At 40.8% G+C, this 26788-nt stretch carries 23 protein-coding genes; 19 read left to right on the top strand and 4 right to left on the bottom strand.

All coding sequences use genetic code 11. From position 1 onward, the window contains the following. The first annotated feature begins 38 nt into the window (after positions 1 to 38). From rplM to EHQ16_RS18150, 17 genes are all read left to right on the top strand, one after another. Entirely contained in the window at positions 39 to 491 is a 453-nt protein-coding gene (rplM, locus tag EHQ16_RS18230) for a 50S ribosomal protein L13 (RefSeq protein ID WP_002973943.1), read from the top strand. A gap of 1 nt (position 492) precedes the next feature. Continuing rightward, positions 493 to 888, top strand: a complete 396-nt coding sequence (gene rpsI, locus EHQ16_RS18225) for a 30S ribosomal protein S9 (protein WP_135580601.1) — start codon at positions 493 to 495, stop codon at positions 886 to 888. A gap of 69 nt (positions 889 to 957) precedes the next feature. Then, positions 958 to 2163, top strand: coding sequence for an MFS transporter (locus EHQ16_RS18220; protein WP_135632639.1), 1206 nt, complete (start codon positions 958 to 960; stop codon positions 2161 to 2163). Between the two features lie 49 nt (positions 2164 to 2212). Further along, positions 2213 to 4972 carry an alanine--tRNA ligase gene (gene alaS, locus EHQ16_RS18215; RefSeq protein ID WP_167482680.1) on the top strand — a complete coding sequence of 920 codons (2760 nt, stop codon included), beginning with the start codon at positions 2213 to 2215 and terminating at the stop codon, positions 4970 to 4972. 28 nt (positions 4973 to 5000) lie between these two features. Further along, positions 5001 to 5498 carry a YajQ family cyclic di-GMP-binding protein gene (locus EHQ16_RS18210; protein ID WP_100742611.1) on the top strand — a complete coding sequence of 166 codons (498 nt, stop codon included), beginning with the start codon at positions 5001 to 5003 and terminating at the stop codon, positions 5496 to 5498. Between the two features lie 76 nt (positions 5499 to 5574). Then, a complete protein-coding gene (locus tag EHQ16_RS18205) occupies positions 5575 to 8586 on the top strand; it encodes a DNA translocase FtsK (RefSeq protein WP_135632637.1) in 3012 nt (1003 codons plus the stop codon). Positions 8587 to 8626: 40 nt separating this feature from the next. After that, positions 8627 to 9328, top strand: coding sequence for a LolA family protein (locus EHQ16_RS18200; protein ID WP_100742613.1), 702 nt, complete (start codon positions 8627 to 8629; stop codon positions 9326 to 9328). 17 nt (positions 9329 to 9345) lie between these two features. Continuing rightward, positions 9346 to 10446: a helix-turn-helix domain-containing protein gene (locus EHQ16_RS18195; RefSeq protein WP_135632635.1), complete on the top strand. Its 1101-nt coding sequence runs from the start codon at positions 9346 to 9348 to the stop codon at positions 10444 to 10446. Then, positions 10446 to 11792 carry a MiaB/RimO family radical SAM methylthiotransferase gene (locus EHQ16_RS18190; RefSeq protein ID WP_135632633.1) on the top strand — a complete coding sequence of 449 codons (1347 nt, stop codon included), beginning with the start codon at positions 10446 to 10448 and terminating at the stop codon, positions 11790 to 11792. The genes EHQ16_RS18195 and EHQ16_RS18190 overlap by 1 nt, the downstream gene beginning before the upstream one ends. A gap of 1 nt (position 11793) precedes the next feature. Continuing rightward, on the top strand, positions 11794 to 12540 hold the full coding sequence (gene pgsA, locus EHQ16_RS18185; protein ID WP_135632631.1) for a CDP-diacylglycerol--glycerol-3-phosphate 3-phosphatidyltransferase: 747 nt from the start codon (positions 11794 to 11796) through the stop codon (positions 12538 to 12540). Then, entirely contained in the window at positions 12521 to 13549 is a 1029-nt protein-coding gene (trpD, locus tag EHQ16_RS18180; RefSeq protein WP_135632629.1) for an anthranilate phosphoribosyltransferase, read from the top strand. The genes pgsA and trpD overlap by 20 nt, the downstream gene beginning before the upstream one ends. Before the next feature lie 26 nt (positions 13550 to 13575). Further along, positions 13576 to 13899, top strand: coding sequence for a preprotein translocase subunit YajC (gene yajC / locus EHQ16_RS18175; protein WP_135632627.1), 324 nt, complete (start codon positions 13576 to 13578; stop codon positions 13897 to 13899). Position 13900: 1 nt separating this feature from the next. Beyond that, positions 13901 to 14530 (top strand): SRP-less Sec system protein, encoded by a 630-nt coding sequence (locus tag EHQ16_RS18170; RefSeq protein ID WP_135632625.1) that lies wholly within the window; start codon positions 13901 to 13903, stop codon positions 14528 to 14530. Positions 14531 to 14551: 21 nt separating this feature from the next. Next, positions 14552 to 16486 (top strand): protein translocase subunit SecD, encoded by a 1935-nt coding sequence (gene secD / locus EHQ16_RS18165; protein WP_135632624.1) that lies wholly within the window; start codon positions 14552 to 14554, stop codon positions 16484 to 16486. Continuing rightward, complete coding sequence (secF, locus tag EHQ16_RS18160; RefSeq protein ID WP_135632622.1) at positions 16479 to 17417, top strand: protein translocase subunit SecF; 939 nt, start codon at positions 16479 to 16481, stop codon at positions 17415 to 17417. The genes secD and secF overlap by 8 nt, the downstream gene beginning before the upstream one ends. Positions 17418 to 17427: 10 nt before the next feature. Continuing rightward, entirely contained in the window at positions 17428 to 18747 is a 1320-nt protein-coding gene (locus EHQ16_RS18155; protein WP_135632620.1) for a bifunctional diaminohydroxyphosphoribosylaminopyrimidine deaminase/5-amino-6-(5-phosphoribosylamino)uracil reductase RibD, read from the top strand. A 3-nt stretch (positions 18748 to 18750) separates the two neighbouring features. Then, positions 18751 to 19359 carry a riboflavin synthase gene (locus EHQ16_RS18150; protein WP_135632618.1) on the top strand — a complete coding sequence of 203 codons (609 nt, stop codon included), beginning with the start codon at positions 18751 to 18753 and terminating at the stop codon, positions 19357 to 19359. Here EHQ16_RS18150 and EHQ16_RS18145 read toward each other — a convergent pair. Continuing rightward, complete coding sequence (locus tag EHQ16_RS18145) at positions 19356 to 19733, bottom strand: STAS domain-containing protein (RefSeq protein ID WP_135632616.1); 378 nt, start codon at positions 19731 to 19733, stop codon at positions 19356 to 19358. The two genes, EHQ16_RS18150 and EHQ16_RS18145, sit on opposite strands and share 4 nt — an antisense overlap. A gap of 118 nt (positions 19734 to 19851) precedes the next feature. On the opposite strand from EHQ16_RS18145, the gene EHQ16_RS18140 reads away from it, so the two are divergent. Further along, positions 19852 to 21060, top strand: a complete 1209-nt coding sequence (locus tag EHQ16_RS18140) for a bifunctional 3,4-dihydroxy-2-butanone-4-phosphate synthase/GTP cyclohydrolase II (RefSeq protein ID WP_135632614.1) — start codon at positions 19852 to 19854, stop codon at positions 21058 to 21060. Between the two features lie 12 nt (positions 21061 to 21072). Here EHQ16_RS18140 and pdxH read toward each other — a convergent pair whose 3' ends face one another. The 3 genes from pdxH to EHQ16_RS18125 are packed head-to-tail and all read right to left on the bottom strand — an operon-like array spanning position 21073 to position 23692. Further along, a complete protein-coding gene (gene pdxH / locus EHQ16_RS18135; protein ID WP_208742323.1) occupies positions 21073 to 21711 on the bottom strand; it encodes a pyridoxamine 5'-phosphate oxidase in 639 nt (212 codons plus the stop codon). Next, positions 21704 to 22552, bottom strand: a complete 849-nt coding sequence (locus tag EHQ16_RS18130; RefSeq protein ID WP_135632612.1) for a prepilin peptidase — start codon at positions 22550 to 22552, stop codon at positions 21704 to 21706. The genes pdxH and EHQ16_RS18130 overlap by 8 nt, the downstream gene beginning before the upstream one ends. A gap of 42 nt (positions 22553 to 22594) precedes the next feature. After that, a complete protein-coding gene (locus EHQ16_RS18125) occupies positions 22595 to 23692 on the bottom strand; it encodes a pyridoxal phosphate-dependent aminotransferase (RefSeq protein ID WP_208742310.1) in 1098 nt (365 codons plus the stop codon). An 81-nt stretch (positions 23693 to 23773) separates the two neighbouring features. Here EHQ16_RS18125 and EHQ16_RS18120 point away from each other — a divergent pair, with 81 nt between their 5' ends. Continuing rightward, complete coding sequence (locus tag EHQ16_RS18120) at positions 23774 to 26788, top strand: AAA family ATPase (protein WP_135638916.1); 3015 nt, start codon at positions 23774 to 23776, stop codon at positions 26786 to 26788.

Below are 26788 nucleotides of genomic sequence, written 5' to 3'. Positions count from 1 at the left end.
CCGAAAATCCTGACATAAAAGAGGAAAATCTCGTACTTATGGAACTATTGTCTAAAGCCCACAAGACCCCTTCTATTGCAAAAGAAGCCGTACAAAAACAGTGGTTTGTTGTGGACGCAACTGATAAGACTCTCGGAAGATTGGCAAGTCAAGTAGCTTCCCGACTTCGCGGAAAACACAAATCTACCTTCACTCCTAACCAGGACTGTGGTGATAACATCATTATCGTTAATGCATCTAAAGTGGCTGTTACTGGTCGCAAAAGAGAACAAAAAATTTACTACCACCACTCACGTTACCCAGGTGGTATGACTGCCATCGCTTTCCACAAACTCATCCAAGAGAATCCAGAAAGAGTGATCATGGAAGCAGTCAAAGGAATGTTGCCTAAATCGAAGTTAGGTGATCAAATGTTGAGAAATTGCCGCGTATTCGCTGGTAATGACCACAACTTGGGAGCTCAAAAGCCCCTAAAACTGGAGTTGAAATAATATGGCGCAAAAAGCAGTTTGGGCAGTAGGCCGACGCAAAACATCCGTTGCACGTGCAAAAATCGCATCTGGAACTGGAAAAATCACAGTTAACCACAAAGATGTAAATGACTACATTAAAAATGGAGAACACCTTGTTCGCCGTGCTCTCGAGCCTCTTCTCGTTTTAGAAGCTCGTGACAAGTATGACATTGCACTCAATGTGACTGGTGGTGGAGTTGTTGGTCAAGTCGGAGCCATCCGTCATGCCGTAGCTCGCGCACTTGTGGCTTTCAATGAGTCTTTAAAACCTACTTTGAAAAAAGAAGGTTTTCTCACTCGAGATAGCCGTATGGTGGAACGTAAAAAATACGGTCTACGCAAAGCACGTCGAGGAACTCAGTTCTCAAAACGTTAATCGGAAAATCCTCTTTTTTTTCCGATCGAAAGCCTCCTACGGGAGGCTTTTTTTTTAGGTAGGTACCTTATGAACCAACTTGTATTCTATTTTGCCTTTGCGATGGGCACCTTTGCGAGTAGTTGTTTTCTATATTCCATCGTAATTTTTTGCCAAACCTTAGATACTGTGAAAGGGTTCTCCGGGATTGTTTTCTTTTTTCTATTTTTGCCATTTCCAATATTCTTTTTATACACTGGATATTTACTCGATCGGTATTCCAAAAAATGGGTGGTGGTTAGTTTCCAGTTTTTCCTTTTTATCTCTAGTTTTTTCTTAGCTGCCTTCACTGAGGTTTTTTTAACCTATCCAGTTTTATTATTACCATTGGCTTTTGTGAATGGGATTGGAATGACAACGGTGCTTCCTGGACGAATGGCGATTTTACGAGAAGTGATGGAATCACATCGGCTTGTTTTTCATACCATTGCTGGGAACTTACTATTGATATTTGCTTTTGGGATGAGTCCTTTGGCAGTGGGTTGGTTTCGAGAAGGAAATACTTATTCTACTTTATTTTTTGTTTTGGCTGGTTTTCATTTTTTATCGATGATCGCCTTTACCTTGTTAAGGTATGCAAATCCAAATGAAAAAATAAAACCTTTTAGTGCCGAAACTAAAACCACAAGTTTCCCATCCCTTACATCCAATCTAAAAACAATTTTGGATTTTTTGAAAACAGATCCAGTTTCTAGACAAGTGATGTACATGGCCATCCTCAGTATGCTTGCCCTAGGACCCATCCAAGTCATCCTTCCGAAATATGTGCGAAATGAACTGGGACTCGGTGAACTCGCACGGGGGACGGTTCTTGTCTTTTTAGGGCCTGGGTTATTTCTCGGTGGGGTTCTCACCATCCTCTTCCATCATTTGGAAAGAAAGGGCCTGGCTTTGTTGATTGTATTTTCGCTCTCTTCTTTTTTCTTTTTGGGATTTGTTCCTTTTGGAAAACCGGAAGCCACTTCTTTCTTTTTATTTTGTTTTGGAGTGTCGGGGGGAGTGCTCTCGAGCCTCCTTCCTGCCATTTTACAAAAACGTGCTGAGGATGGAATTCGTGGGAGAATCCTTTCCCTCTATACGGTTTGTTTCCAATTCACACCGGCGGTCTCTGGATTTCTGGCAGCCCTCCTTGCGGACACCATTGGGTCGCAATGGACCTTTGGAATTCTAGGTGGGATCTTTCTCTGTTTTGCCATGTTTTCTTTTCTCCAATACCGTGAATTACGGCAGAGTTAACTTCTAATTTCCTTGCCCTAGGAGGTGAAACCGATTTCGCTGTAAGTGTATGATGTCGAAAACCGTCCGCGAAATTGCAGAGTTGTATACTAGTTACTTTAAAGGGAAAGGCCACACCATTGTGCCTTCCTCAAGCCTTATCCCGAAAGGGGATCCAACACTTTTATTCACTACTGCGGGAATGGTTCAGTTCAAACCTTTGTTTACAGGAGCCGTAGAGTTGCCATACACTCGCGCTGCTTCGGTGCAAAAATGTGTTCGTACTACCGATTTAGAGGTGGTGGGAAAAACGGAAAGGCATTGTACATTTTTTGAGATGTTAGGGAATTTTTCCTTTGGCGATTATTTCAAAAAAGAAGCCATTGAATACGCGTTAGATTTTTCATTAAACCACCTTCATATCCCTAAAGAAAAAATTTGGGTGACCATTTACTTAGATGATGATGAAGCCAAAAAGATTTGGATGGAAGCTGGGATTCCTGAAGAACGAATTGTTAGGCTTGGAAAAAAGGATAATTTTTGGGGGCCTGCCGGAGACAGTGGGGCTTGTGGTCCATGTTCGGAATTGTATTTGGACAGAGGTCCAGAAAAAGGTGGCCCAAATTGTGGAAACAACCCAGATTGTAAACCGGGTTGTGACTGTGATCGTTATTTAGAATATTGGAATTTAGTATTTAACCAATTCAACCAAACAGTTTCGGGTGAACTCCTTCCTTTAAAACAAACGGGAATTGATACGGGATCGGGACTCGAACGAGTGGCCATGCTTTTGCAAGAGGTGGACTCTGTCTATGACACGGATGAACTCAAATCCATCATTCGTAAAATTGAAACACTCTCAGGGATTACTTACGACGAATCGACAAAACAATCTTTCCGGGTGATCACAGACCATTCCCGTTCCGTATTTTTTTCGTTAGGCGATGGGATTTATCCTGACCGCACAGGACGTGGGTATGTGATTCGTAGGCTCATTCGTAGAGCTTCGTTATTCGCTAGAAAACTAGGAATCCACGAACCATTTTTATACAAACTGATTGCGACACTCCGCGATTTGTATTCTGTACGTTACCCAGAACTCAAAGACAAAGCAAAAGACATTGAATCCATCTTAAAAAAAGAGGAAGAACTCTTTCTGCATACTTTGGAAGTGGGACTAGAAGAATTAGAATCTCTTCTGACTCAATTGAAATCAAACAACCAAACTCTGGTGACTGGAAAAGAAGGCTTTCGGTTGTATTCCACTTACGGGTTCCCTCGTGAGATGACAAAGGAACTTGTGGAAGACCGCGGTTTTGGTTTTGATGACAAGGGATTTGAAGAGGAGCTGGAAAAAGATCGCGATCTTTCTCGTGCGAGTTGGAAAGGAAAAAAAGTCCAATACCTCACAGGTCTTTCGGCAAGCCCAGAACTCAAAACTGAATTTTTAGGGTACACGGAAACAAAAGCACCGGCAAAAGTAATTTATCTTTTTGTAGATGGAAAGTCAGTATCCGAGGTGAACCAAGGATCAGAGGCCGTTGTGGTTCTCGACAAAACTCCATTTTATGCAGAGGGGGGTGGTCAGATTGGTGATTGGGGTTATCTCAAAAAAGAAGGATTCCAGTTCCAAGTCCAGGACACCCAAAAAGAAAACGAAACCTTTTTGCATCTAGGACTCGTTTTGAAAGGAAAAATCTCAGTCGGTGAAACCATTGATGCGGAGATTGATACCGCTCGCCGCCAAAATTTAGCCAACCACCATTCCGGCACACACTTGTTAAATGGGGCCCTTCGTAGGATATTAGGAACTCATGTGACACAAAAAGGTTCCATTGTTTCTTCTGATTATTTACGATTTGATTTTTCACATCCAAAAGCACTTTCGGAAGAGGAAATTATCTCTATTGAAAAAGATGTGAATGAAGCAGTGAATGCTAAAATTCCAGTCAAAACAGAAGTATTGGACATCGATACGGCAAAACAATCGGGCGCCTTATCCATGTTCGACGAAAAATATGGTAGTTCTGTTCGTGTGATTTCTATGGGTGATAAGTCCAAAGAATTCTGTGGAGGAACCCATGTATCGAATACAAAAGAAATTGGATACTTTGCCATCATCAAAGAGGGAAGTCCTGGGGCAGGAAACCGAAGGGTAGAAGCCATTTGTGGTGATTCCGTTGTGGAATATTTTTTATCCCAGTTCCAAACACTCGCAGCAAAAATTGAAACTCATAACTTGTCTGCCAAGGAAACCTTTGGAGATTTGAAGGAATTTGGAATTGTTTCTTCAGTGCCAGCTCCCGAAGACTTACAAAACCTTTTTGTGAAAGAAGGGAACACTGCTGTAGAACATTTACGAAAACTTCGCGAAAGTTTGGAGACGGAACTCGAAGAAAAGTCTAGTGCCCTTTTCAAAGCAAAAAAGAAAAAGGAACAATTGAGTTTTCAAATGAATCCAGAGCTTGTGGATGGGCTTCTACAAAAAGCACATTCACTTCCTAAGGGAAAAGTGGTGACAGAAGTTTTTGAAGCCGTAGATGCAAAATCTTTAAAGGATTTAGCAGATAGCCTCAAAGCCAAAGAACCAGAAATCCTTTGTTTGTTTGGAACAAGTGATGGGGATGCCAGTACCCTCGTTTTTATGTGTAACAAGGTTTTGAATGAAAGAGGGATCCACTGTGGGGATCTATTAAAAGAAACCTTGGTGATGTTAGATGGAAAGGGTGGGGGAAGGCCCGATATGGCACAGGGTGGTGGTAAAAAACCGGAGAGCCTGGGAGCCGCTTTGGAATTTGCATTGGAACTTTCCAAAAAGAAATTAGGATAAAGACATTAAGGTAAGTAAGGAGTAAACTATGGCGCAAGATCCATCATTTGACATTGTATCCAAAATCGAAAGACCGGAATTACAAAACGCCGTGGCCCAGGCCATGACAGAAATCCAAACCAGGTTTGATTTTAAAGGATCCAATTCCGAAATCAAACTCACAGAAGATAGTTTGGTTTTAACTTCTGAAAATGATATCAAACTGAAACAGGTGATTGATGTCCTTACCACAAAAATGGCCAAAAGGGGAATTAGTCTAAAGGCCTTTGATTTTGACTCCAAAATTGAATCGGCGACAGGCCAAACCGTGCGCCAAAAAGTAAAAATCCAGAATGGTTTGGACAAAGAACAAACCAAACAAATCACTACTCTCATCAAAGACCAAAAACTAAAGGTCCAGGCCACCATCCAAGGGGAATCGGTTCGGGTTGTGGGCAAAAAAAAGGACGATTTGCAAGAGGTGATGGCGGCCATCCGCAACGCCAATTTCAATTTTGACGCTAATTTTACGAACTTTAAGGGGTAGAAATTTGGTTTAAAGAAAGCCTATCGGCTTCCATTTTTTTTCTGCCTATGTCTCAAAACCTTCCGATATTTCCCGTATGGACCCTAAAAAATCCGTATGGGGATGGACTTTGCCTCGCAAAGACTTCCTTCCGTATCTATTAGTATTTTCTGGTGTGTTTTTACTACTTTCTCTCTTTTCGTTTCAGGAAGGAGAGGACGGATCGCTTTTCAATTGGTTTGGAAGGCTTGGGCATTACATTGCCTTCACGTTACTTTATCTTTTAGGAAAGTCCTCTTTTTTACTCGCTGGTTTTGTTTTGATGTTAGGTGTTCTATCACTAAGAAACCCCGACTTTGATAGACTGAGCAAAGCACTTTTTTTCCCTCTCTTTCTTGTCGCCACTACGGTGAGTTTGAACTTACTTGAAACGCCACTGGGCCATGTGGGAGATAGCGGTGGGATCCTTGGGCAATTTTTCTCTTGGGTTTTTTCTTATCTCTTTGGTGAGACGGGACGTATCCTGGTTGTTTTCTTTTTATACTTATACTTTGCCGTGATCTGGCTTGAGGACGGGGCTTGGTCGTTTACCTTTGCTGCCATAAACAAATACTCCAATGGAATTTATCGAATGATGGGAGGAAGAAATGAACTCCCACACTTGAGATTACCTTCATTTTTAGAATCGGTGGTTTCGACTCGTCGCGGAACGGAAGATGAAATTCGTAACAAACAATGGTTTGCGGTGCAAACAGAAGAAGAATCGAAAGAAGATCTTTACAATCATTTTTGGAATGTCGTTGCGGATGATAAAAAAACAGGAAACCCAAATCTGAGTTCTCGTTCCAAGAGAGATGGTTCTCACCTGAATTCTTATTTCCAAGAGGAAAGAAATTCCAAGGATAAAAATGGTCGAGAGGATCGTTTCCAGGAAAATCCATCCCTTAAAAAAACGCCAGCCGTTCGTTATCGTAATACTTCTCATTTCGAAGGATTTTTTGATGAAGCGGGCAAAGTGTTTCGATTCCAAAAACAAGAATCAAAACTGGATTCACTTGCAGAATTTGAAAAAAATGAAATTTTAATTTCACGTCTCAAACTAACGGACAACAGGCGAGTTGCGGAAGAATTAGAAGAAATCGAAATTGAAAGAGAATCCAAAATCCTTTTTCAATTTCCGGAAGCCAAATGGAAACCAAAATTGGATCCGGCTCTGGGTTTAGAAAGTTTGGAACTTCCTAAACTAGATCCCGTCAAACCTTCTTTTGGCGGAGAAAACAATAATTCTAAAATCTCAAATTCCTTTTCCTCCTTTTCGTATGAAGATGAAAACGATAGTGATTTAGAAGAAGAATCCGATGAAATGGAATCTGAATCCATGGTTCATTCTTATGCAGAAGATGAGGATGAAAAAACATCCGAAGCCATTGCCATTTCAGAATCAGTTCGTTTGTCTCTTGTGGAAGAAACGGGTTGGGATGCGAGCGAAATCAGTGAATCTGACGATTCAGAAGAAGAAGAGGAATATAGTTCCGAAGAGTATGAAGAAGAAACCCTCGAGACTTTAGCTGTGGAAGAGGCCTCTCCGCTCGTAAAATCCAATTTGAGTTCAGGAAATTTTGGGAAAAAGAAACCAGAACCAAAGGCGGAACAACAAGAACTGATGTTTGGTTCCATGGTTCCCAAACCAAAACTAAAAAAAGGAAAGTATTATATCTCTCCAAGGCTCCTTGTGTCCCACCAAGTTCCTGTAGCCAACATTCTAAAAAATGATTCAGAATTGGATTTGATCTCTCGTAAAATCGAAGAGTCCACAGGGCATTTTGGAATTGAGTCCAAGGTCATCACAAAAGAAAGAGGGCCCATCATCACTCGTTATGAGATTACCATTCCGAATGGAATCAAACTGAACCGTATCGTTTCTCTTTCGGATGAAATTCGTGCTTACCTCGAAGTGAAAAACATTCGGATTGTAGCACCTATCCCAGGTAAGGCGTCGATTGGAATTGAGGTTCCGAACCGAATTAGGGAAGACGTATTTTTATCAGAGATACTCAAAGATACCATCCTCCAAAATAAGTCCAAAGACCTATCAATCTGTATTGGAAAAGACATCTCAGGAAAACTTGTGATGATTGATATCGCCAAACTCCCTCACTTACTTGTGGCAGGAACCACTGGTTCTGGTAAGTCGGTGAGTATCAATGCAATGATCACAAGCCTTATCTGCACTCGTTCCCCAGATGAAGTGCGATTCATTATGATCGATCCAAAGATGGTGGAGATGACCCTTTATGAAGGAATCCCACATTTACTCATGCCAGTCATCACCGATCCTAAAAAAGCAACCAAGGCACTTTCTTGGGCCATCCAAGAAATGGAGAGTCGTTACCAAATGATCTCTCAGTTGAAAAGTAGGGACTTCAAAAGTTTCAATGAAAAGGTGGATGAATATGCCCATGCCAAGGGCTTTCAAAAACTCCCGTACATTGTGATCTTTATTGATGAGCTTGCGGACCTCATGATGGTTTCCGGAAAAGATCTGGAAGAACAGATCCAAAGGATTTCCCAAAAAGCAAGAGCGGTCGGAATCCATTTGGTGATGGCGACCCAAAGGCCTTCTGTGGATGTGATCACGGGAGTCATCAAAGCGAACTGTCCAGCAAGGGTGGCCTTCCAAGTGGCTCAAAAAACGGACTCTAGAACCATTCTGGATACGAGTGGGGCCGAGACCCTCCTGGGGAAAGGGGACTTTTTATACCGGTCTCCGACTTCGAGTGACCTGATGCGAATCCAAGCCCCTTTTATTGAAGAGAAAGAAATTGAGTCCATCGTGGAAGAGGCCAAAAAACAGGGCGCTCCAGCCTACGTGGAAATGAATTGGGACGATGAAACGAATATCGAAATGGCCTCTGATGAAGACGAGGAGCTTTTTGATGAGGCTTGGAATATCGTGGTCACCGAAAAAAAAGCCAGCGCCAGTTACTTACAAAGAAGGATGAGAATCGGTTACAACAAAGCCGCAAGGCTTATGGAACTTATGGAAATGAGGGGTTATGTTTCCCCACAAATCGGGGCCAAACCCCGAGAAATCCTGCGTTCAGCGTAAATCATCGACAAGAGAAGTTTGTCTGAAAAACTGGGAATCTATGAAAGTATGGATCGGATCTTTGTTACTTGTCTTGGGTGTTTCTCTTGGTGCCCAAACAAGTCCGGCTCACAATTGGCATTCACCCTCCGAAGTGGTGAAAAAGATAAAGAAAAACTTTAGCGATATCAATTCCTATTCGGCTGATTTTCTCATCAAAACAGAAGACAACAAAAAAGAAAAACAGATGCGCGGGAAATGTTTTTACAAACGTCCCGGAAAAATCAGATACAACTTTGCCGAACCAGAAGGGGACGAAATTGTATCTGATGGAAAAACTCTTCATATCTTTATCAAGAGGTTAGGTGCTGTGGGAAAACAGGATTTAACTCTCGATCGTAAAAATACATCTGGTCCAATCTTTACAACTAACAGTCCCGATGGCCTCAATCGACTCTTTCGTAAATACCATTATAAATTTGATACCATTGAACAACCGCGTTCCATGGGAGATACAGCCAAATACTTTGTGTTAGATCTTGACCAAAGAGAAAAAATTGGTGGGTTCGAGAAGATGAAACTTTTTGTGGATTCCGAATCCTACTTAATCAAAAAAGCAGTGGCTACCGATGGTCGCGGGAAAGTAACAACCATCTCATTTTCCAATATTAATTTTTCTGAAGAAATCCAAGATGGAGTTTTCAATTTTCATATGAGCGGAAACGCGAAGATTGTCAACAACCCGCTTGTCTCCGAGAACTAAGCTAAGAGGATATCATTTTGAACACAAAACGAGTCGGTCAAATACTACGAGAAGCTAGAGAAGATAAAAAACTTTCCGTGAAAGATGTTGCGAAAGAAACAAACATTGCAGCCAAATATATCATTGCTTTAGAAACAGAAGACTATTCCCAGTTTCCAGCGGAGACCTTCGCTCTTGGGTTTTTAAAAAATTATGCCAGTTATTTGAAGTTAGATGCTGCCATGCTTCTCAATCTTTACCGCGGTGAACAGATTGAAGAATCCCAAGCACCTTTGGAAGAGCTCACTCGTCCCACAACAACTCCCTTAAACTTAGATCGAAATAAAATCATAAGCCTTGTCTCTATTTTTCTTTTTGTGATCTCGGCCTATATCATCTACATAAGTTTCGAAGATTCAGGATCTGGATCTATGGATGAGGAAACCACTGAAGTCGGCACTACAGTAGAAACTGTGGCAAGTTCCGACATTCCTTCTGGAATCAATTTTGTTTCTCAAAGTGTTCCTGAAAACGCTAGTGTACCTTTTATTTTAACAGAAGACCGTGGTGTGAGTTTCAGCGTCAACAACCAACAGTGTAAGATGTTCATCAAAGGTGTATCCAATGGAAAAGCAAACCTTGGTTTTAATATCTTCCCTGAAAAAAATGTATATTTTTTCCAAACAGCAGAAGGAGAGGAAACCATCCTTTCTTATCGTATCGAGGAACTTGCATCTCTTCGTCGGGACATTCGTGTGGTCACCCAAGCGGTTACTGAAAAGTCTGCCAAAGTCCTTGTTACCTTAAAAGAAGAGAGAGAAGGTGCTGCGGTAAAATCTCCAGTGGGAGACGTTCCCATCCAAGTCACACTATTTTTCTCTAAACCAAGTTACGTTGAGTTTGTGTTAGATGGTCAGATGGGAGAAAGAGGACTTGTTTCTGCCGGGGAAGTCAAACACTTAGAAGCTCGGGATCGCCTTGAGATCAAAGTGGGTGACGGTGGTGCTGTAGAAATGGTACAAAATGGTAAGGAACGTTCTGTACTTGGAAAACCTGGAAAACTTGTCAAAAAAATCTTCATTCGTAAACCAAACCCTTATGATTCGACTCAGTCCATCATTGGAGAGTTAGGCGAGTAATGCCGAAACTAAAAGAAACAACGGAAGAAACACCGAAGTCGTTTTTTATTACGACTCTCGGTTGTCCCAAAAATACTGTCGATTCTATGGCCATGCACCAGTCGCTTCTAAAAGAAGGTCTCCTTCCTGCGGCTGGCCCCGAGGCCAGTGACTTCCACTTAGTCAATACTTGTACTTTTATCCAAGATGCGACCAAAGAAACCATCCAAACCATTTTGGACTCCATTGACATCAAAAAGAAAAACAAGCAAAAGTTAGTTGTGGTGGGTTGTTTTGCGGAACGCGCCGGAAAGGAAATCTCTGATGACCTTCCGGAAGTGGATCTACATTTTGGAACGGGAAAATATGACAAAGCAGGGGAGATCCTCAGGAAAAGTTTTCCTTTGGAATTCAAAGACCTTTCCGAATTCAACGAAGATCTTTTGGAAAGACTCGTAACAAGCAAAGGAATCGAAAATTATTCCAAACCATACTCTTATGTAAAAATTTCTGACGGATGCAACCGAGGTTGTCACTTCTGTATCATTCCTAATTTACGTGGTAAGTATCGTGATACGGAAAGTTCCGATGTCTTAACTCAAACCAAACTTGCTGTAAAAGCTGGTTCCAAAGAGATCTGCCTAGTTTCCCAAGATACCGTGTTTTATGGAAAGGATACGGACAAACTTTTAGATTTGGTTCGTTCTGTGGCTGATGTAGATGGTGTGGAACTCCTCCGTCTCCTCTATTTGTATCCAGATAAAAAAACAGAAAAGTTACTCGATCTTTATGGAGAAATTCCTAAGATTGCCCCGTATTTGGAAAGTCCCTTACAACATGTTTCCAAATCCGTTTTAAAATCAATGAACCGTACGGGTGAATATTCTTACTTCAAATCTTTATTCCAAAAAGCAAGGGATCTGCGCCCTGATTTGGAAATTCGCACTTCCTTTATTTTGGGTTTCCCTGGGGAAACTATGGAAGACGTGGAAGAAATCATTCGGTTTGTGGAAGATGTAAAACCAGAAAAAGTAAATCTATTTCCTTATTCCCCACAAGACGGAACGAAAGGTGCAACGATGGATGGGCAACTCAAAGACAAAGAGATTGCTCGTCGTGTGAATCTTGTGCGGGATGCCTATCTTGGCACTTTAAAATCCATCCACCAAAATCGAATTGGAAAACTATACTCTGCCGTTGTAGATGAAGTTTTGGAGAAGGGTGCCATTGTCCGCCGTTTCCAGGATGCCCCAGAAATTGATGAAGTCGTTTATGTAGAAGAAGATGGTCTAAAGGTTGGTCAGTTTGGTCAGGTAAGAGTGGATTCTTTTTATGAATTAGATATGTCGGGGACTTGGGTGGCTTAACTTGGAAGATTGGAAAACCATTGCCAATATTCCGAATTTGCTTACTGTACTTCGGGTTCTCGCACTTCCTTTTTTTATCTTTGCCCTTTTCCAAAAAGAATGGGAATACCAAATTTTTGCCTTTGTTCTTTTTGCCCTTGCTTCATTGACAGACCTTGTGGATGGATACTTAGCTCGTAAGTGGAACCAACAAACCGAGTTTGGGAAATTTCTCGATCCCTTAGCTGATAAATTTTTAGTCATTGGATGTTTTGTTACTTTTTTATTCATCCACGAACCCATTGAAGTTTGGATGGTGGTGCTTATCATTTCGCGCGATATGCTCATTACTTTTTTACGTTACATTGCTGTTCGTTCAGGCAAAAGCCTTCGCACCACTATGATGGGAAAAGTAAAAACGGCCTTCCAGATGGGAGCCATCTTAATGATCCTTGTTGTGTTTATGCTGATCTCTGGCAAAAGAAGGGCCATGATCAATGAAACTTATGCCATGGGGAAACTAGCTGGTTATTCCACCTTTGAAGTTGCGGCACAACATGCGAATGAGTTTTGTAAACTAGTCAAAACAACAGAGAATTTAAGTTTTAAAGATTTTTTTGATTCCATTGCTTCCTTTGTTCCTTATTTTGGAATGTTATTCACAACATTCATCACTGTTATTTCTGGGCTTCGTTATATTGTGACCAATTATCAGTTGTTAACTTTTTCCAACCTAAAAAGGATTTTTTATGACCGCGCCAACAGTTAAAGAAATACTCGGGCAAGTTGTTTCAGGACACCATCTTGTGGAAGACCATGCCGAACTTTTTTTAAGTGAGGTAATGGACGGGAAAGTTCCGGAACCAGTCCTTGCTTCTTTTCTCACTGCCATGAAAATGAAAGGAGAAACAACGGACGAATTGTACGGATTTGTTCGGGCCATGCGAAATCATGCCATCAAACCTTCTAAACAATTTGATTTTGATTTTTTGGATACTTGTGGGACAGGGGGAGATGGGAAAGGGACTTTGAATGTTTCCACTCTATCGGCCCTCACTCTGGCAAGCCTTGGGTTTAAGGTAGCCAAACACGGAAATCGTTCTGTATCTTCCCTTTCCGGAAGTTCTGATATTCTTTCGGGACTGGGATACAAACTCGACCAGTCCACTGAAGATTCCGAAAAAGAATTCCTTCGCACAGGGTTTGTATTTTTGTTTGCTCCCGCTTGGCACCCAGCCATGAAATATGCAGGCCCCGTTCGTGCGGCCCTTGGATTTCGTACTTTTTTTAATTTGATTGGTCCCCTTTCCAACCCTTTTTCCCCTTCCCACCAAATGGTCGGAGTATACGATAAATCTCTCTGTTTGCCGATGGCGGAAATTTTGGGAAGGCTTGGTTCCAAAAGGGCCATAGTTTGTCATTCGCGAGATGGATTGGATGAATTTTCCATCTTTGAAGGAACGGATTATGCCTATTTTGATGGGAAAGAGACAAAGGAACTTACCTTTGACCCGAGGGAACTCGGCCTAAATTCCAAGGAATTGGACAGAAATACAGTGTTCTCTTCCTCAAAGGAAGGGGCGGAGGCCTTATTCCGAGCGGTTCTGGATCCTAACGAATCCACAGGTGGAACTTCCATGGTGGCCCTCAATGCTGGTGTTGCTATGTTTTTACTTGGTGCCGCAAAGGATATACGAACAGGATACGAAACGGCCAAAGCGGCAATCCTTGAGAAAAAAGTTCTCCGATTCGTTCGTGAAACATTGAATTTAAGATAAGGCCTGTAAACATTGGATAAATAGCTATGCTCAATTTTAATTTTTTAACACCAGAAATCCTAATCCTTGCCCAAGAAGAGGGTGCAAAGTCGTCTCTACAGTCACTCATCATCATCCCGATCATGTTAGTTGCCATGTATTTTCTTGTGATTCTTCCAAACAAAAAAGAAGAGAAAAAACGTAAAGAGATGATCACTAACCTTCAAAAAGGTGATAACGTTGTGACTAACAGCGGCCTTCATGGAAAAATCGTAGAGTTCAAAGACAATAACGAAACAGTTGTTCTTAGTGTTGCAGCAAACACAAATATAACTTTCGAAACTAGTGCCATTTTAAAGAAGAAAGTTTAAGATGAATCGAATCTTCTTAGTAACTCTGCTAGTTTTGTTTTCGACTTCCCTTTTTGCGGAGGAGGGTCTGGATTTTTTAGATAAGGTAAATGATAAACCTAAATCGACTACTTCCAAACCAAAAGAAGACACAAACCAAATCACAACGAAAAAACAAACTAACGTTGTGAATGCGGCGACTACTGGTACGGGTAAAAAGAAGAAATCTAAAAAGAAATCCAAACAAAACCAACTCAGCTTAGAAACTCTTCCTCAAAATACAAATTTGGTTCCAAATACTAATGTGAACACGGTGTCCGAAAAATCGTTTCCTAGTGTAGAAAAACAACAATTGGTTCCAGAGGATGAAGAGGTTGTGAACAATGGAATGTGGATGGATTCAACAACATCTGTGGAACCAACAGGCCTTCCAGGATTTTCTGCTGATTTAAAAATCGGTAAAGTTGAAACATCCCAAACAGAAACAAATCCATCTGCAAATAAAGAAACGGGAAAATCCCTTTTTAATTTTTCTGATTTTTTTGCTAAATATAAAAAAGCAATGATGATCCTTGGAATCATCATCCTATTTGCTTTTTACAGACTTAGATCCGCTCGCCCGGGATCTAGCAGTCGTTCTTATAGAAGATAATAATTTTAGGAGCAAACTAACTTGCAATCGTATCGACTATTGATTCTCCCTTTTTTGATTTTGGCGGTTTCCTTTACAATTTTGTATCCGAACTTCGCTGATCGCGATTTAAAGATCGTTGTGAGAGAGGATGTGTATGCACTTCCTGAAGCCGAACAAAAAATTCTTGTGAACGCACTCTTTGAACGTTGGGCAAAAGATTACGGTAAATCGTCTGGTTGGACAATCGAACCTACGGGAACTCTTCCTCCTAAAGAAAATCCATTTTATACGGTAAAAGGAAGGTTTATCACTTCCGCAAAGATCAACCAGATCTCACAAGAGAATCAGTCTTTGGTGAGTGAATCTAAAAATAAATTAGAACCAACTTGGATTGAAACTGCCATTCGCGGCGGTAAATCTTTATCTATTAAACTTGGTCTCGACTTACAAGGTGGTATGCGAGTGGTTCTGAAAGGGGACTTTGATGATTATACTTCTAAACTCAAAGACCTTTATGCAAAGGAACTCACTGAGTTAAATTTAACTCTAAAAAATCCTACAACCAAACAAGAAGACAAAGAAAAAGCAAAATCGAGACTCGCAGAAATTGAATCTAGTTTTGATCTTTCACCCATGCGTAAAATTGTAGAGTTAGAAAAAGCGAAGATGATTATCGACAATCGACTCACTACGCAAAACCTAACAGAACCTCAGGTTCGTATCCAAAAAGAACAAGATGCGATTGAAGTTTCTCTTCCTGGGGTATCAAATTCAGCAGCCATTTTAGAAATTTTACAAAACACCGAAACAGTGGAATACCGTTTGGAAGAACCAAATCCATTTGTTTTCAAAGGTCAAATCGCTGACAACGAACGTCGTATGATGGATTTGGGCAAACGAGAAAACACTGATATTTTTCTTTTCCAAGACTTAGTAAAAAACAAAGCAGGGAAAAAAGCCCAAGACGAGTTTTTAGAGGGTTTAGAAAAAAAATACAATATCCCGAAAGACTATAAAGTGTATGCAATGTGGGCTCGCGGAAATTCGGCAAAGTCAGCCCTCCTTCCACGTAGTTTTGTGGTTTTGGAACGTAAAATTGCCCTTTCTGGGAATGATATGACCAATGCACAACCATCATATAATTCCAATTCTTATGGGTGGATGGTTAGTTTTACACTCACTCCCAACGGTGCTGAGAAATTTTTTGATTTAACTTCTGAAAACCGCGGTCGTAATTTAGCGATTGTTTGGGGGGATAAGGTAATCTCCAATCCAGTCATCAATGACCCAATTGCTGGTGGCCGTGCTGAAATTTCTGGAAGTTTTTCCGAACAAGAAGCCATTCGACTAGCAAACGTTATTTCTGAAGGAGCTCTTCCGATCCCACTTTCTGTATTGGAAATGCGATTCATTGGACCAACTCTTGGAATTGAATCCATTGAAGTGGGTGTGAAAGCCGTAGCCATTGGATTCTTTTTGGTTATGATATATATGATCTTCTATTACAGGTTAGGTGGATTTATCGCTGATTTATCCCTTCTTGTGAATATCATCATTTTAGCTGCACTTCTTACTTTAATGGATTTTACCTTAACACTTCCAGGGATTGCTGGTATCATTTTAACGGCGGGTATGGCCGTAGATGCAAACGTAATCATTTATGAAAGGATCAGGGAAGAAATCGAAGAGGGAAGGGCACTATCAATTGCCGTCACCAGAGGTTTTGAAAATGCATTTTGGACCATTATGGATGCAAACGTGACAACTCTCATTGCCGGGATTTTGATGATTCGGCTTGGAAATGGACCAATCAAAGGTTTTGCGATCACACTTTGTTGGGGTATTGTTACTACACTTTTTACCTCTCTTTTCCTCTCTCGATTGTTTATGGAGTTAACTGTAAACCGAATGGGAGTTCATCACTTAAATTTAAGACCTTTCTTCTTTGGAAAAAAGGAGACTACAAATGTATAATATCAATTTTACAAAGTATAAATACTTTACTCTTAGTTTTTCACTTTTCTTGATTATTGCCGGATTCGTTGTTACTTTCGTTAAGTATGGTGGGTTTGCTCACTCCCTTGATTTTAACGGTGGACTTAGAACAGTTGTAGAACTACCAGCAGACAAAACTCGTAACGATTTGGAAGGATATTTCCAATCCAAAAATATTGAAGCCGTTGTTATCCTTTTGGAAAAAGATAAAAACATCTACCAATTGGATATCGGACTTGGTTCACTCGATACAATTGAGTCTCTATACAATGAAATTCCTGAGGTAAACCGGGAATCTTCTACATCGGCAATTGATCGTTTTGTCCAACTTCTAAGATATGAATACAAACTACCGAAAGAAAAAGTTCTTTCTGCGGACCAAGTGGGTGCAGTCGTTGGTGGAGAGTTGACCGAAGTGGGGATTACACTCCTACTCACTACTCTTGCCATCATTCTTTTGTATTTGAGCATCCGTTCACAGTTCAAGTTTGCATTGGCATCAGCTATAGCACTTGTTCATGATATTCTGATGACACTGGCTCTGATTGGATTTTTACAAATCAAACCAAGTGTTCCCATCATTGCGGCACTTCTCACACTTCTTGGCTATTCCATTAACGATAAAATCGTTGTTTTTGATCGAATTAGAGAAAATTCGCATGGAAAAGACAATTTGGCTTTTTCCAATATCATCAATGTTTCCATCAGCCAAACATTAGGTAGAACGATCAATACATCCTTTACAACGATGATTTCCGTCGTTGCCATCATTGTAGGTGGGGCAGTGGAATTGTATGATTTTGCTTTTGTCCTTTTATTTGGTGTTCTTGTAGGAACTTATTCTTCCATTTACATCGCAGCTCCCATTTCTGAGATCTACGATTTAATCAGGAAAAAAAGATTCGTTTAACAGAACCGTTATGAATGCAGAGAAACGAAAGGAAACTTATTCTCTGCATTCCTTACTCGGATTTTTGGCAATGGGAAAAACCGGAGCCAATCCGCCCGTCTCCGCTGTATTGACCAATACTGAGGGACAAATCCTTTCATCCGCACACACGCAAAACTATGGCGGCAACCATGCCGAAAGAGAACTTTATTCTCGGTATTTTCGTCCCAAAGTAAATGATAGAAAAGAAAACCAAAGTTTAGATTTGGTTTCTGATCAAAATCCAAATGAAACATATAAGAATCCCACTTACGATGAGATTCTTTCTGTCAGTTTAGAACCATGCACTCATTTTGGGAAAACACCACCTTGCCGTGATTTGGTGATCGAAAATAAACCAAAAGAAATCAAACTTGGTTGGAAAGATCCCAATCCCCTGATTGTATCGGGTGAATGGGAAACATACAAAAAAGCCGGAATCTCCATTGGCCTTGATCCGATGCTCGCTAAGGTATCTTTTCCTTATTTACAGGGATTTTTAACAAGAATCCAAACGGGGCGACCTTGGGTTTGGATCAAATCTGCTACCTCTAAAGAAGGTAATTTTGCATCAAAGGATAAAAAAAGAGAACGAGTGAGCTCAGTTGAAGTGGATCTCTCCTTGCAACTGTTACGTGCCAAAGTGGATGCGGTTGCTGTTGGTCCAGGAACGGTAATTTCCGATTCTCCCTCTCTTCATTTTCGGATTTCAGAGGAAATGATAAAGTCTCATAAACCGGGAACTCGGATCACGGAACTCGAACCTTTTTTTGAAGCGGGATCGGGACTCATTTCTTCGATCTTACAATATTCAAAAGATACAGCAGAAATCCATAGTTTGGAAGAAAGTCTCTACCAACCATACCGGGTGTTTTGTTTGGATCCAAACCATTTGCCTTCAAATGAGTTTTTTAAAAAACAAAGAGATCTCACTGAGAAGTATGGTGAAAAAAAATGTATATTTTTTATCCTTACGGATGAGGAAACAGAATCTTTTGATCCCGAACTAGAAAACCATATCCAATCAGTTTCAAGGTTCGAAGGTATTGGATTAAAAGAATATGATGGTAGTAAGTTTTTGGAGATTTTGGGTGACCTTGGCATCAATACTTTGTTATGCGAATCAGGGAATTTTTTTCCTAATTTTTTAGCAGAGGAACTTACCGAATCAGATCGAATTCTTGAAATTCGAAATGAAAACAAATCGTTTCCTACTGGAATTCCTTTTGTTTTTCAGAATGAACTTTTAATTTCAGAATACCAAGTGGGATCCAACCGCATTTTTATTAGAAAACCGAATGGGAGTGTTTAGAATATGTTTACAGGTCTTGTTGAAACACTTGGAAAAGTTGTCGCAATCGAACCAATTGATTCGGGTATCCAATTTACAGTCGAAACTGAGTGGGAAAATCCCGATTTAAAAACAGGGGATTCCATTGCCATCAATGGGGCCTGTATGACGGTCACGGAGTTCACTGACCTAGGCAATCTATTTAAATTTTATGCATCGTTTAAGTCACTTGAACTTACCAACTTGTCTAGGTTAGGTGAAGGTTCGCCTGTGAATTTAGAACGAGCGATGGCACTCGGGCAAAGATTTGGCGGCCATATGGTGCAAGGCCATGTGGATGGAATGGCAAAGGTCATTAGCCGAAAACAAATTGAAGCGGAAGTGGAAGAGTTTTGGGTAGAAATTCCAGAAGAACTCCGACGTTATTTTGTGAAAAAAGGATCCGTCACTTTGGATGGGATTAGCCTAACTGTTGTGGATGTAAAAGATGGAAATATCCAATTGATCTTAATTCCAGAAACAATGGAAAAAACCAATGCAGTTACTTGGAAAAAAGACCAACGTTTGAATGTGGAAGTGGATGTACTTGCCAAGTACATCGAAAACTATTTGAGTCAGAGGTCTGGTGGTTAATTTCTTTTGAGTAAATCGTCGATCTCGGAATCGGAGTCGTCATCCACATATTTACTTTGAAAATCGGAACCACTCATAATTTCAAAAAACATATCGAGTTTTGCTAATTTAAAAACATTTTGAATCATTGGTTTCATACCAACGAGAATGAGTTTCCCTTTTTTGTTTTTGAGAGAGTTTAGACTTTTGATGAGGGAACCAATTCCCGAAGAGTCGATATAATCCAAACGGCTCATTTCAATGGAAACAACACTTGGGTTTGGTTCTATCAATTTTGCAAAGATAGATTCAAATTCCTCTGTGGATTCAATGTCAAATTTTCCTGCAATTTCAATGGTTTTGATCTTTCCTGTTGTGTTCAGTTTCAGTTCCACTTGGCCTCCGATCCGGAACATTTAGACAAAAGAAAGGGGAAAAATCAATGACTTTCTTTGGGAATCTTCTTTAATTCGGAACGGCTTTCAGAGTTTTAGTATATAGAGGCCTTTCCCCATGATACGTCCGATCGAAGAAGCAATCGAAGAAATCCGCCAAGGCAAAATGATCATTTTAGTCGACTCTGAAGACAGAGAAAACGAAGGGGATTTGGTCTGCGCCTCCCAATTTGCGGACAAAGACAAAATTAACTTTATGGCAACCCACGGTCGTGGACTTATCTGCGTTCCTATGGAGAGGGAAAGGTTACAAACCTTGGGTCTTGGAAAGATGGTGGATGACCTAACTCTCGGCGACAAACACGGAACTGCCTTTACTGTCTCCGTAGACGCCAAACATGGAACCACTACCGGAATTTCGGCACCAGACAGAGCGAAAACTGTAGAAGCTCTTCTCGATCCTAAAACAAAATCTGACGATCTCATGCGCCCAGGCCATATGTTTCCTCTCCAAGCAGTCACAGGTGGAGTCTTACGAAGGGCAGGGCATACGGAAGCCGCTGTCGATTTGTCCAAGTTAGCTGGTCTTTATCCAAGTGGCGTTATTTGTGAAATCATGAATGATGATGGATCGATGGCAAGAATTCCTGATTTGGAAAAGTTTGCTAAAACTCATGGACTCAATATTTATACAATCGAAGATCTCATTCGTTATAGAAGGCACAAAGAAAAGTTAATCCATTTGGAAGTGGAAGCAAGTTTACCAACGGAGTTTGGTGATTTTAAAATCAAAGCCTATTCCACCCAAATCGATGACAAGGTACATATGGCACTGGTAAAGGGAGAAATTGATCCCAAAAAACCAGTTCTCGTGCGAGTTCATAGTGAATGTTTGACGGGAGATATTTTTTCGTCACAACGTTGCGATTGTGGGCCTCAACTCCACAATGCCCTTCGTATGATTGAAAAAGAAGGAACAGGAGTTCTTTTGTACATGCGCCAAGAAGGGCGCGGGATTGGAATCATCAATAAACTCAAAGCCTATTCCTTACAAGAGGGGGGGCTTGATACGGTTGAAGCCAATGAAAAATTGGGATTTGCTCCTGACTTACGCGAATACGGAATTGGCGCTCAAATTTTACGAGATATCGGGGTAAAACAAATGAAACTCATCACCAATAACCCTCGTAAAATTGTGGGACTTGAAGGATACAATCTGCACGTAACAGAAAGAGTTCCCATTGAGATTGATCCCGTAGAAGAAAACACTCGTTACTTGCAGACTAAAAAAACAAAGTTAGGACATTTGTTAAACCTTCACGGTTGATGTAGATATTGTTTAGGGAGATAGTCTCGAGCGTTTCCAACCCGATTCTAATCTCTCAAAAGAAATCCTATCATGAAGTCGTCCCACCCTTCCTTGCCAAAATTCAATTTTGGTAGGGGAGACCGAATACCCACCCCAGTTTTCTGGTTTTGGGATTTCTTTTCCTTCCCATTCTTTTGTGAGAGAGGCAAACTTCTCTTCTAAAAATTCCCTTGATGGCACCACCGAACTTTGGTTTGATGTTAAAGCTCCAATTTGAGATTCTCTGGGTCTGACTGCAAAATAAGTTTCCGATTCTTCTTTGGATATGCGATTAGCACGACCTTCGATTCGGATTTGTCTCTCTAGTTTTGGCCAAAAGAAATTCAGAGCTACCTGGTTGTTCTCCGCAATGTCCTGTCCTTTATCAGAATCATAATTGGTAAAAAACTGGAACTCGTCACGGATCAGACCTTTGAGTAAAACAATGCGCACCGATGGTTGGCCGGCTTTATTCACTGTCGCAAGACTCATGGCGTTGGGTTCCGCTTCTCCTTCTTCTTTTGCTTCGGAAAACCAAAGACTAAATAACTTTAAGGGATCAAAACCCGCTGTTTCTTCCGAAAGAATAGAGCGAGTGTAGAGTTTTCGCATATGTGGTAATTCATTCAATGGTTCCATAGATTGGAAATCCCTCCCAGTTGTAATAGTGGACTAGTAGTTTTGCAAAATAAGTTAAAAATAGTCCGAGGGAAAAATAAAGACCCATAGGAATCTTTTTTCCTTTTAAGGGTTCCCCTTTTTTTCGTAAAAGAAAACTAAATCCGACGGCCAGTAAATAAGCAGAGTTAAAATATAAAATCCAAAAAGGATTTCCGGCAATGGCAGCGAATATGGGGGAAAAAAGCACATCGCCAAGACCAGTTCCCCCACGAAAGAGAAGATAAATAAGGAGATAAAATAATAGAAACCCTAAAAACACCCATAGTGTTTCCAAATGGAATGATTCACCAAACAGGAAATAGTTGGAAAGGAAACCAAAACCTATGATAAAGGGAAGGTTTTCGTAATCCAGAGAAAATTTGGCGACATCCGTCATCATTGCAATGAGTAAATGCCCAAATAAAAAAAGGAGGAAGATGGTTCCAAAGATATCTTCCGAAACAAAATAAACAAAGATGGCAATGAGACCAAAAAGAAATTCAGAAAGTGGATAGAGTTTGGGAAGATTGGTTTCACAAGACTTACATTTTCCTTTTGTGAAAAACCATCCCAAAATAGGGGTGAGGTTTGTTTTGGTCACCAAATGCCCGCAAGATGGGCAGTGACTCGGTTTGGAAAAGATAATTTTCCATCGGTTGAGGCCTTGTGATTCCTTTCTTTTTTTGCCGTAACAATAGAGTAAGATTCGCTCGGCAAGGGTCGTATAAAAACTAGCGAGGCTCGCACCAAAGAAAAATAGGATTCCATAGGTCAAGAGGGTCCAAAGAGATAACCAAATCGATTCGTCCATAAAATCCAATTTCTACCTTTCTCTCAATCGGAAGGAAAGAGTTTAACTTTCCTTGGAAAGTTCCTGTAAAGCTTTCATCCCTCGCTTCAAAGTATCCCATTCTGTAGCAAAGGAAAGTCTTACAAAATTCTTTTGATCGCAGAAGATAAATCCTGGAACAAGGATGAGATCTTTTTTGACAGCCCTTTGGATGAATTCTTCATCAGTTCCTGGAACTTGGAAGAAAGAATAAAAAGCTCCTCCCGATTTTTGAATCGGGTAGTAGTCTTTTAAAGATTCATAAACAAAGTCACGTTTTTCACGATAGTCTTGGATATAAGCACTCATATCTGTTTTGAGTGCTTCGATTCCAGCCCATTGGGTGATGGAAGGAGCACAAACAACAGTATACTGCTGTAAGGTGGTGAGAGCTTTGATGACTTTATCTTCAGCAAGAATGGTCGCAAGCCTAAGCCCGGTCATATTGTATGTTTTGGAAAAACCAGTGAGTGTTATGGTTTTTTCGTACTCCGAACCAATCGAATGAAACTGTTTGTCATAATCAAAGAGTTCATAAATTTCATCACTGATAAGGTATGCCCCTGTTGATTCCGCTAAGTTCGCGAGTGCTCGTAGTTGTTCCTTGGAAAGAACCTTTCCCGTAGGGTTCGAAGGATTTGAAAAAATAATGAGTTTGAATTTCTTAGATTTTAATGATTCTAAATCTTCTGGTTTAAAACTTTCCGCAAGCGGGACTACCTTTCCCCCATAGAACTTAAGCATTGCCGGATACATTAAAAAGTAAGGAGAAACCACGAGACATTCATCCCCTTCGTTGACTAGGGCATTGAAGAGTAAAAATAAAGCAGAAGAGATACCAGAGGTAACAAGGATGCGGTCTTCATGGGCATAAGAAATTTTGTTTTGGGTGCGGTATTTCTCAGCCATAGCGGATTTTAATTCAGGAATCCCACCAGTTAAGGTGTAAGAGGTTTTCCCGTCCTGTGCCGCTTTGGTTAAAACCTCGATAATGTTAGGTGGGCAAGGAAAGTGCGGTTGTCCGATACTTAAATTGATCGGGTTTTGGATACTCCGTGCGAGCTCAAAAGCCTTGCGGATGGGGGAGGAATCAATCCCATACATTCTATTTGCGAAATCCATGGAATCATCATGGTTTTTTGGGGAGGTACGGGTCAATAGAATTTGGTTTACACCTAGGAAATGGGTAGAAATCTGAAGGATATGGAATTTGTTACCATCGCCGATGTGAAAGTGCCGGTCCTCCCGCACTCGAGTAAGTTTCCCGTTTTCCCTTCTAGTCTTGTCGAAACCGACTCGGTCAAACAAACCTTACAAAAAATTCTATACCCTATGCTTGAAGGGATTCCAGTCCTCCTCGTGGGTGATGCCGGTGTAGGGAAAAATGCTCTTATTTATTATATTAACGCACTTAGAAAACAACCCACCCTTCGTTTTAGTTTTAATGAAGACACACTTCCTGAAGATTTGATTGGTTCTTACCGAATCCTTCTGGATGGGAAAGGGTTTACCTGGTCGAACGGCCCTCTCACCAATGCTTTGTCAGAAGGACTTAGTTTTGTCGCTGATGAGATGAACCTCTGTGCACCAAACATCATCAAACGATTTTCTTCAGTTTATGAATCCAACTACTTGGATCTTTTGGAAGGAAGTGGGGAGAGGGTGAATGGAAAAACTGGATTTTGGTTTATCGGAACTCAAAACCCAAGTGAAGGATTTGAAGGAAGAAAACCTCTTCCTTTCGATATCACCAAACATTTTGCCGTTGTTTATGTAGATCCTTATTCACCGGATGAAATGTTTTTTATTTTAAAAAAACTTTATCCCATGCTTGGAGAAGAGGTTCTTAAACAAATCATTCGGATTAGTTTGGAATCAGAAGCTCGGATCAAAGCAGGGGAAATTGGAAAGGGTGATTTAGAAAAATACCATTTCAACTTAAGAACTCTCCAAAAGTATTGCAATCGACTTGTTCTATTTGGTGCTAAGGACAAAGCCGTTGCCGCAAGAGAGGCGCTTTATTTATTCGAAGAACCATTCCGTAAAAAAGAAGACAAAGCCAAACAAAGAGAACTCATCGAATCGGAGTTTGGTGGTGGAATTAAAGTAGTTCCTACCAAGGGGTATGTGCAAGGTTCTACTATTTTCTGGAATGATAAGGAAATCAAAACTTGGGATGAGAAAAAAACCATCTCGTTACTTTCTACGTATCCAACCCCAGAACCAGTTTTACATTTTCTCGACCAGGTATTCACAGCCATCCAAGCAAAAGAAAATATCTTAATCGAGTATAGAGAAGACCAAGACCCTCAAGAATTTTTACCACTCTTTACGGAACTCACAGGAATTGAACTAGAGTCTGTAATGTTATCCAAAGGAATGCATACCTCTGATGTTGTGGGAGCTCTAAAACCGACGGAAGAAGGAAATATCGAAAGTGTCACTTGGGTGGATGGTCCCCTAACACGCTCCATTCGAAAAGGTCATATCATTCTGATCTCTGGACTCGAATCTGCCGGTGCGGAGCTCGTTGAGAAGATGAATATGTTAACTGATGATGCACGTTCTCTCACTCTCCCTCCGGAGTCAGGGGAATACCTTCCGATCCAACTCACAGAAAAATCCATTGTGTTTGGAATGAAGTCTTTTCGTGCATCGAAATCGGTAACCACCATTTCTCGTGCCTTTCGTAACCGATTCACTCCCATCCTTTTTCCTGAACTAGAAGATGTAAAGGTTCTAGAAGAGATTTTAGAATTCTATCTTCCCGAAGGTGTCCTTCCTCGTTCTCTAGCACGATTCCATCTGAAAGCAAAAGAACTCGCTGAAAAACGTACCATTGGTTCGGCAAACCTAATGCCATACCGATTTGGAATTTCCAATCTCTTAAAATGGAAAAACCATATCTATCGTTACAACCAAACAGATGTAAAAGATATCGCGATTCGTGGGGGAAAGATTTATTATACCAACCAAATCGCTGATCCAAAAGAGAGAAAGGAACTCGAAAGACTCTTGGAAGGATTTCTTTCCGGTGTGGAAGTCGTCTCAACACTCTTCGAGGAAATCGAAGAGAAAAAAAAAACGTTTACCGTTGAGTCAGGACTAAATCTAAAAAATTGGTGGGATCCAGAACTCCACCAGCGTGATCCCCTAACAGGTGTTGCTAAAAAACTCAACTCTGGTGTAGAAACCAAACGAGGAATTGAGATCAATACTCCGGAAACCGGGGGCAGCACCAAAGAAGGACCGGATGCTTGGTATGGACAAGACACCCAAGGAAACCAAGGCCAAGGCGAACCACAAGGGGGAGGTGGTGCTTGGGGTTACCGCACCGAAGAACTCTATAAACAATTCTTAAAAAAACGCCGTCTCCTTTGGGACTATTCCATTATGGTAGGTCTCGAAGAATTTAAGTCTGTGTTCGGAAAGGAATTGGAAGAGGTAGAACTCAATTTAGAACAACTCTTTGATCCAGAAATCGACATCCACCGGATGTATAAAAACGAAGGCTCCAGGGTGGATGCAAGGAAATACATTTCGTACAAAAGTGGAAGGGGAGATACAAAAATCTTCGATAAAACCACAATCGAAAAGAACGATGAAAAACTAAAAGGTGTGGAAGTGACCTTTCTTGTTTCCAAATGCCGAAGGATCTTTAACTTCGAGTATTCGATTGCTATGCTTTCCGCACTTCTTGTGAGTTTGCATATTTTAAACGAACACGATATCAAAACCAGTGTCCATACTTTCTGTGATATCAAAAACTCCAAAGACACAGTGGACATTTTTAACTTAAAATCTGCAGAAGAAGACTATACAGCGGAAAAGGAAGAAGAGGTGTTTACGGCTCTTTGTAAAAACTGGCATGGGGATAGCATTCCCGAATACCAAGTTCTCTCCAATGCGGAACGGTATTTTTCCCCTGATGCCCAAACCAAGATCATTGTCATCCTTTCTGACTTCCGAGGGCAAAGGGCCAAGACCTATATTGAGGATGAACTCTCCTCTTTTGACACCCGAAAACTGAAAGAAGCTGTACTGAAAAACCAGGACAAAAATTATGTATTTTTAGGGGTGGGACTTGGGTCTCGCTACATTGCGGAACATCTGTTCCATGACTCCCTTCAAATTACGGCAGACAACTTCTATTCTATGCCGAATTTGATTGGAGCTGAAATTGCGAGACTGGTGCAAACCCACCATTCGCTTCGTTAG

This window comes from Leptospira kanakyensis (assembly GCF_004769235.1).
Classification (GTDB): Bacteria; Spirochaetota; Leptospiria; order Leptospirales; family Leptospiraceae; genus Leptospira_A; species Leptospira_A kanakyensis.
This window is presented reverse-complemented; position numbering and strand designations above follow the sequence as displayed.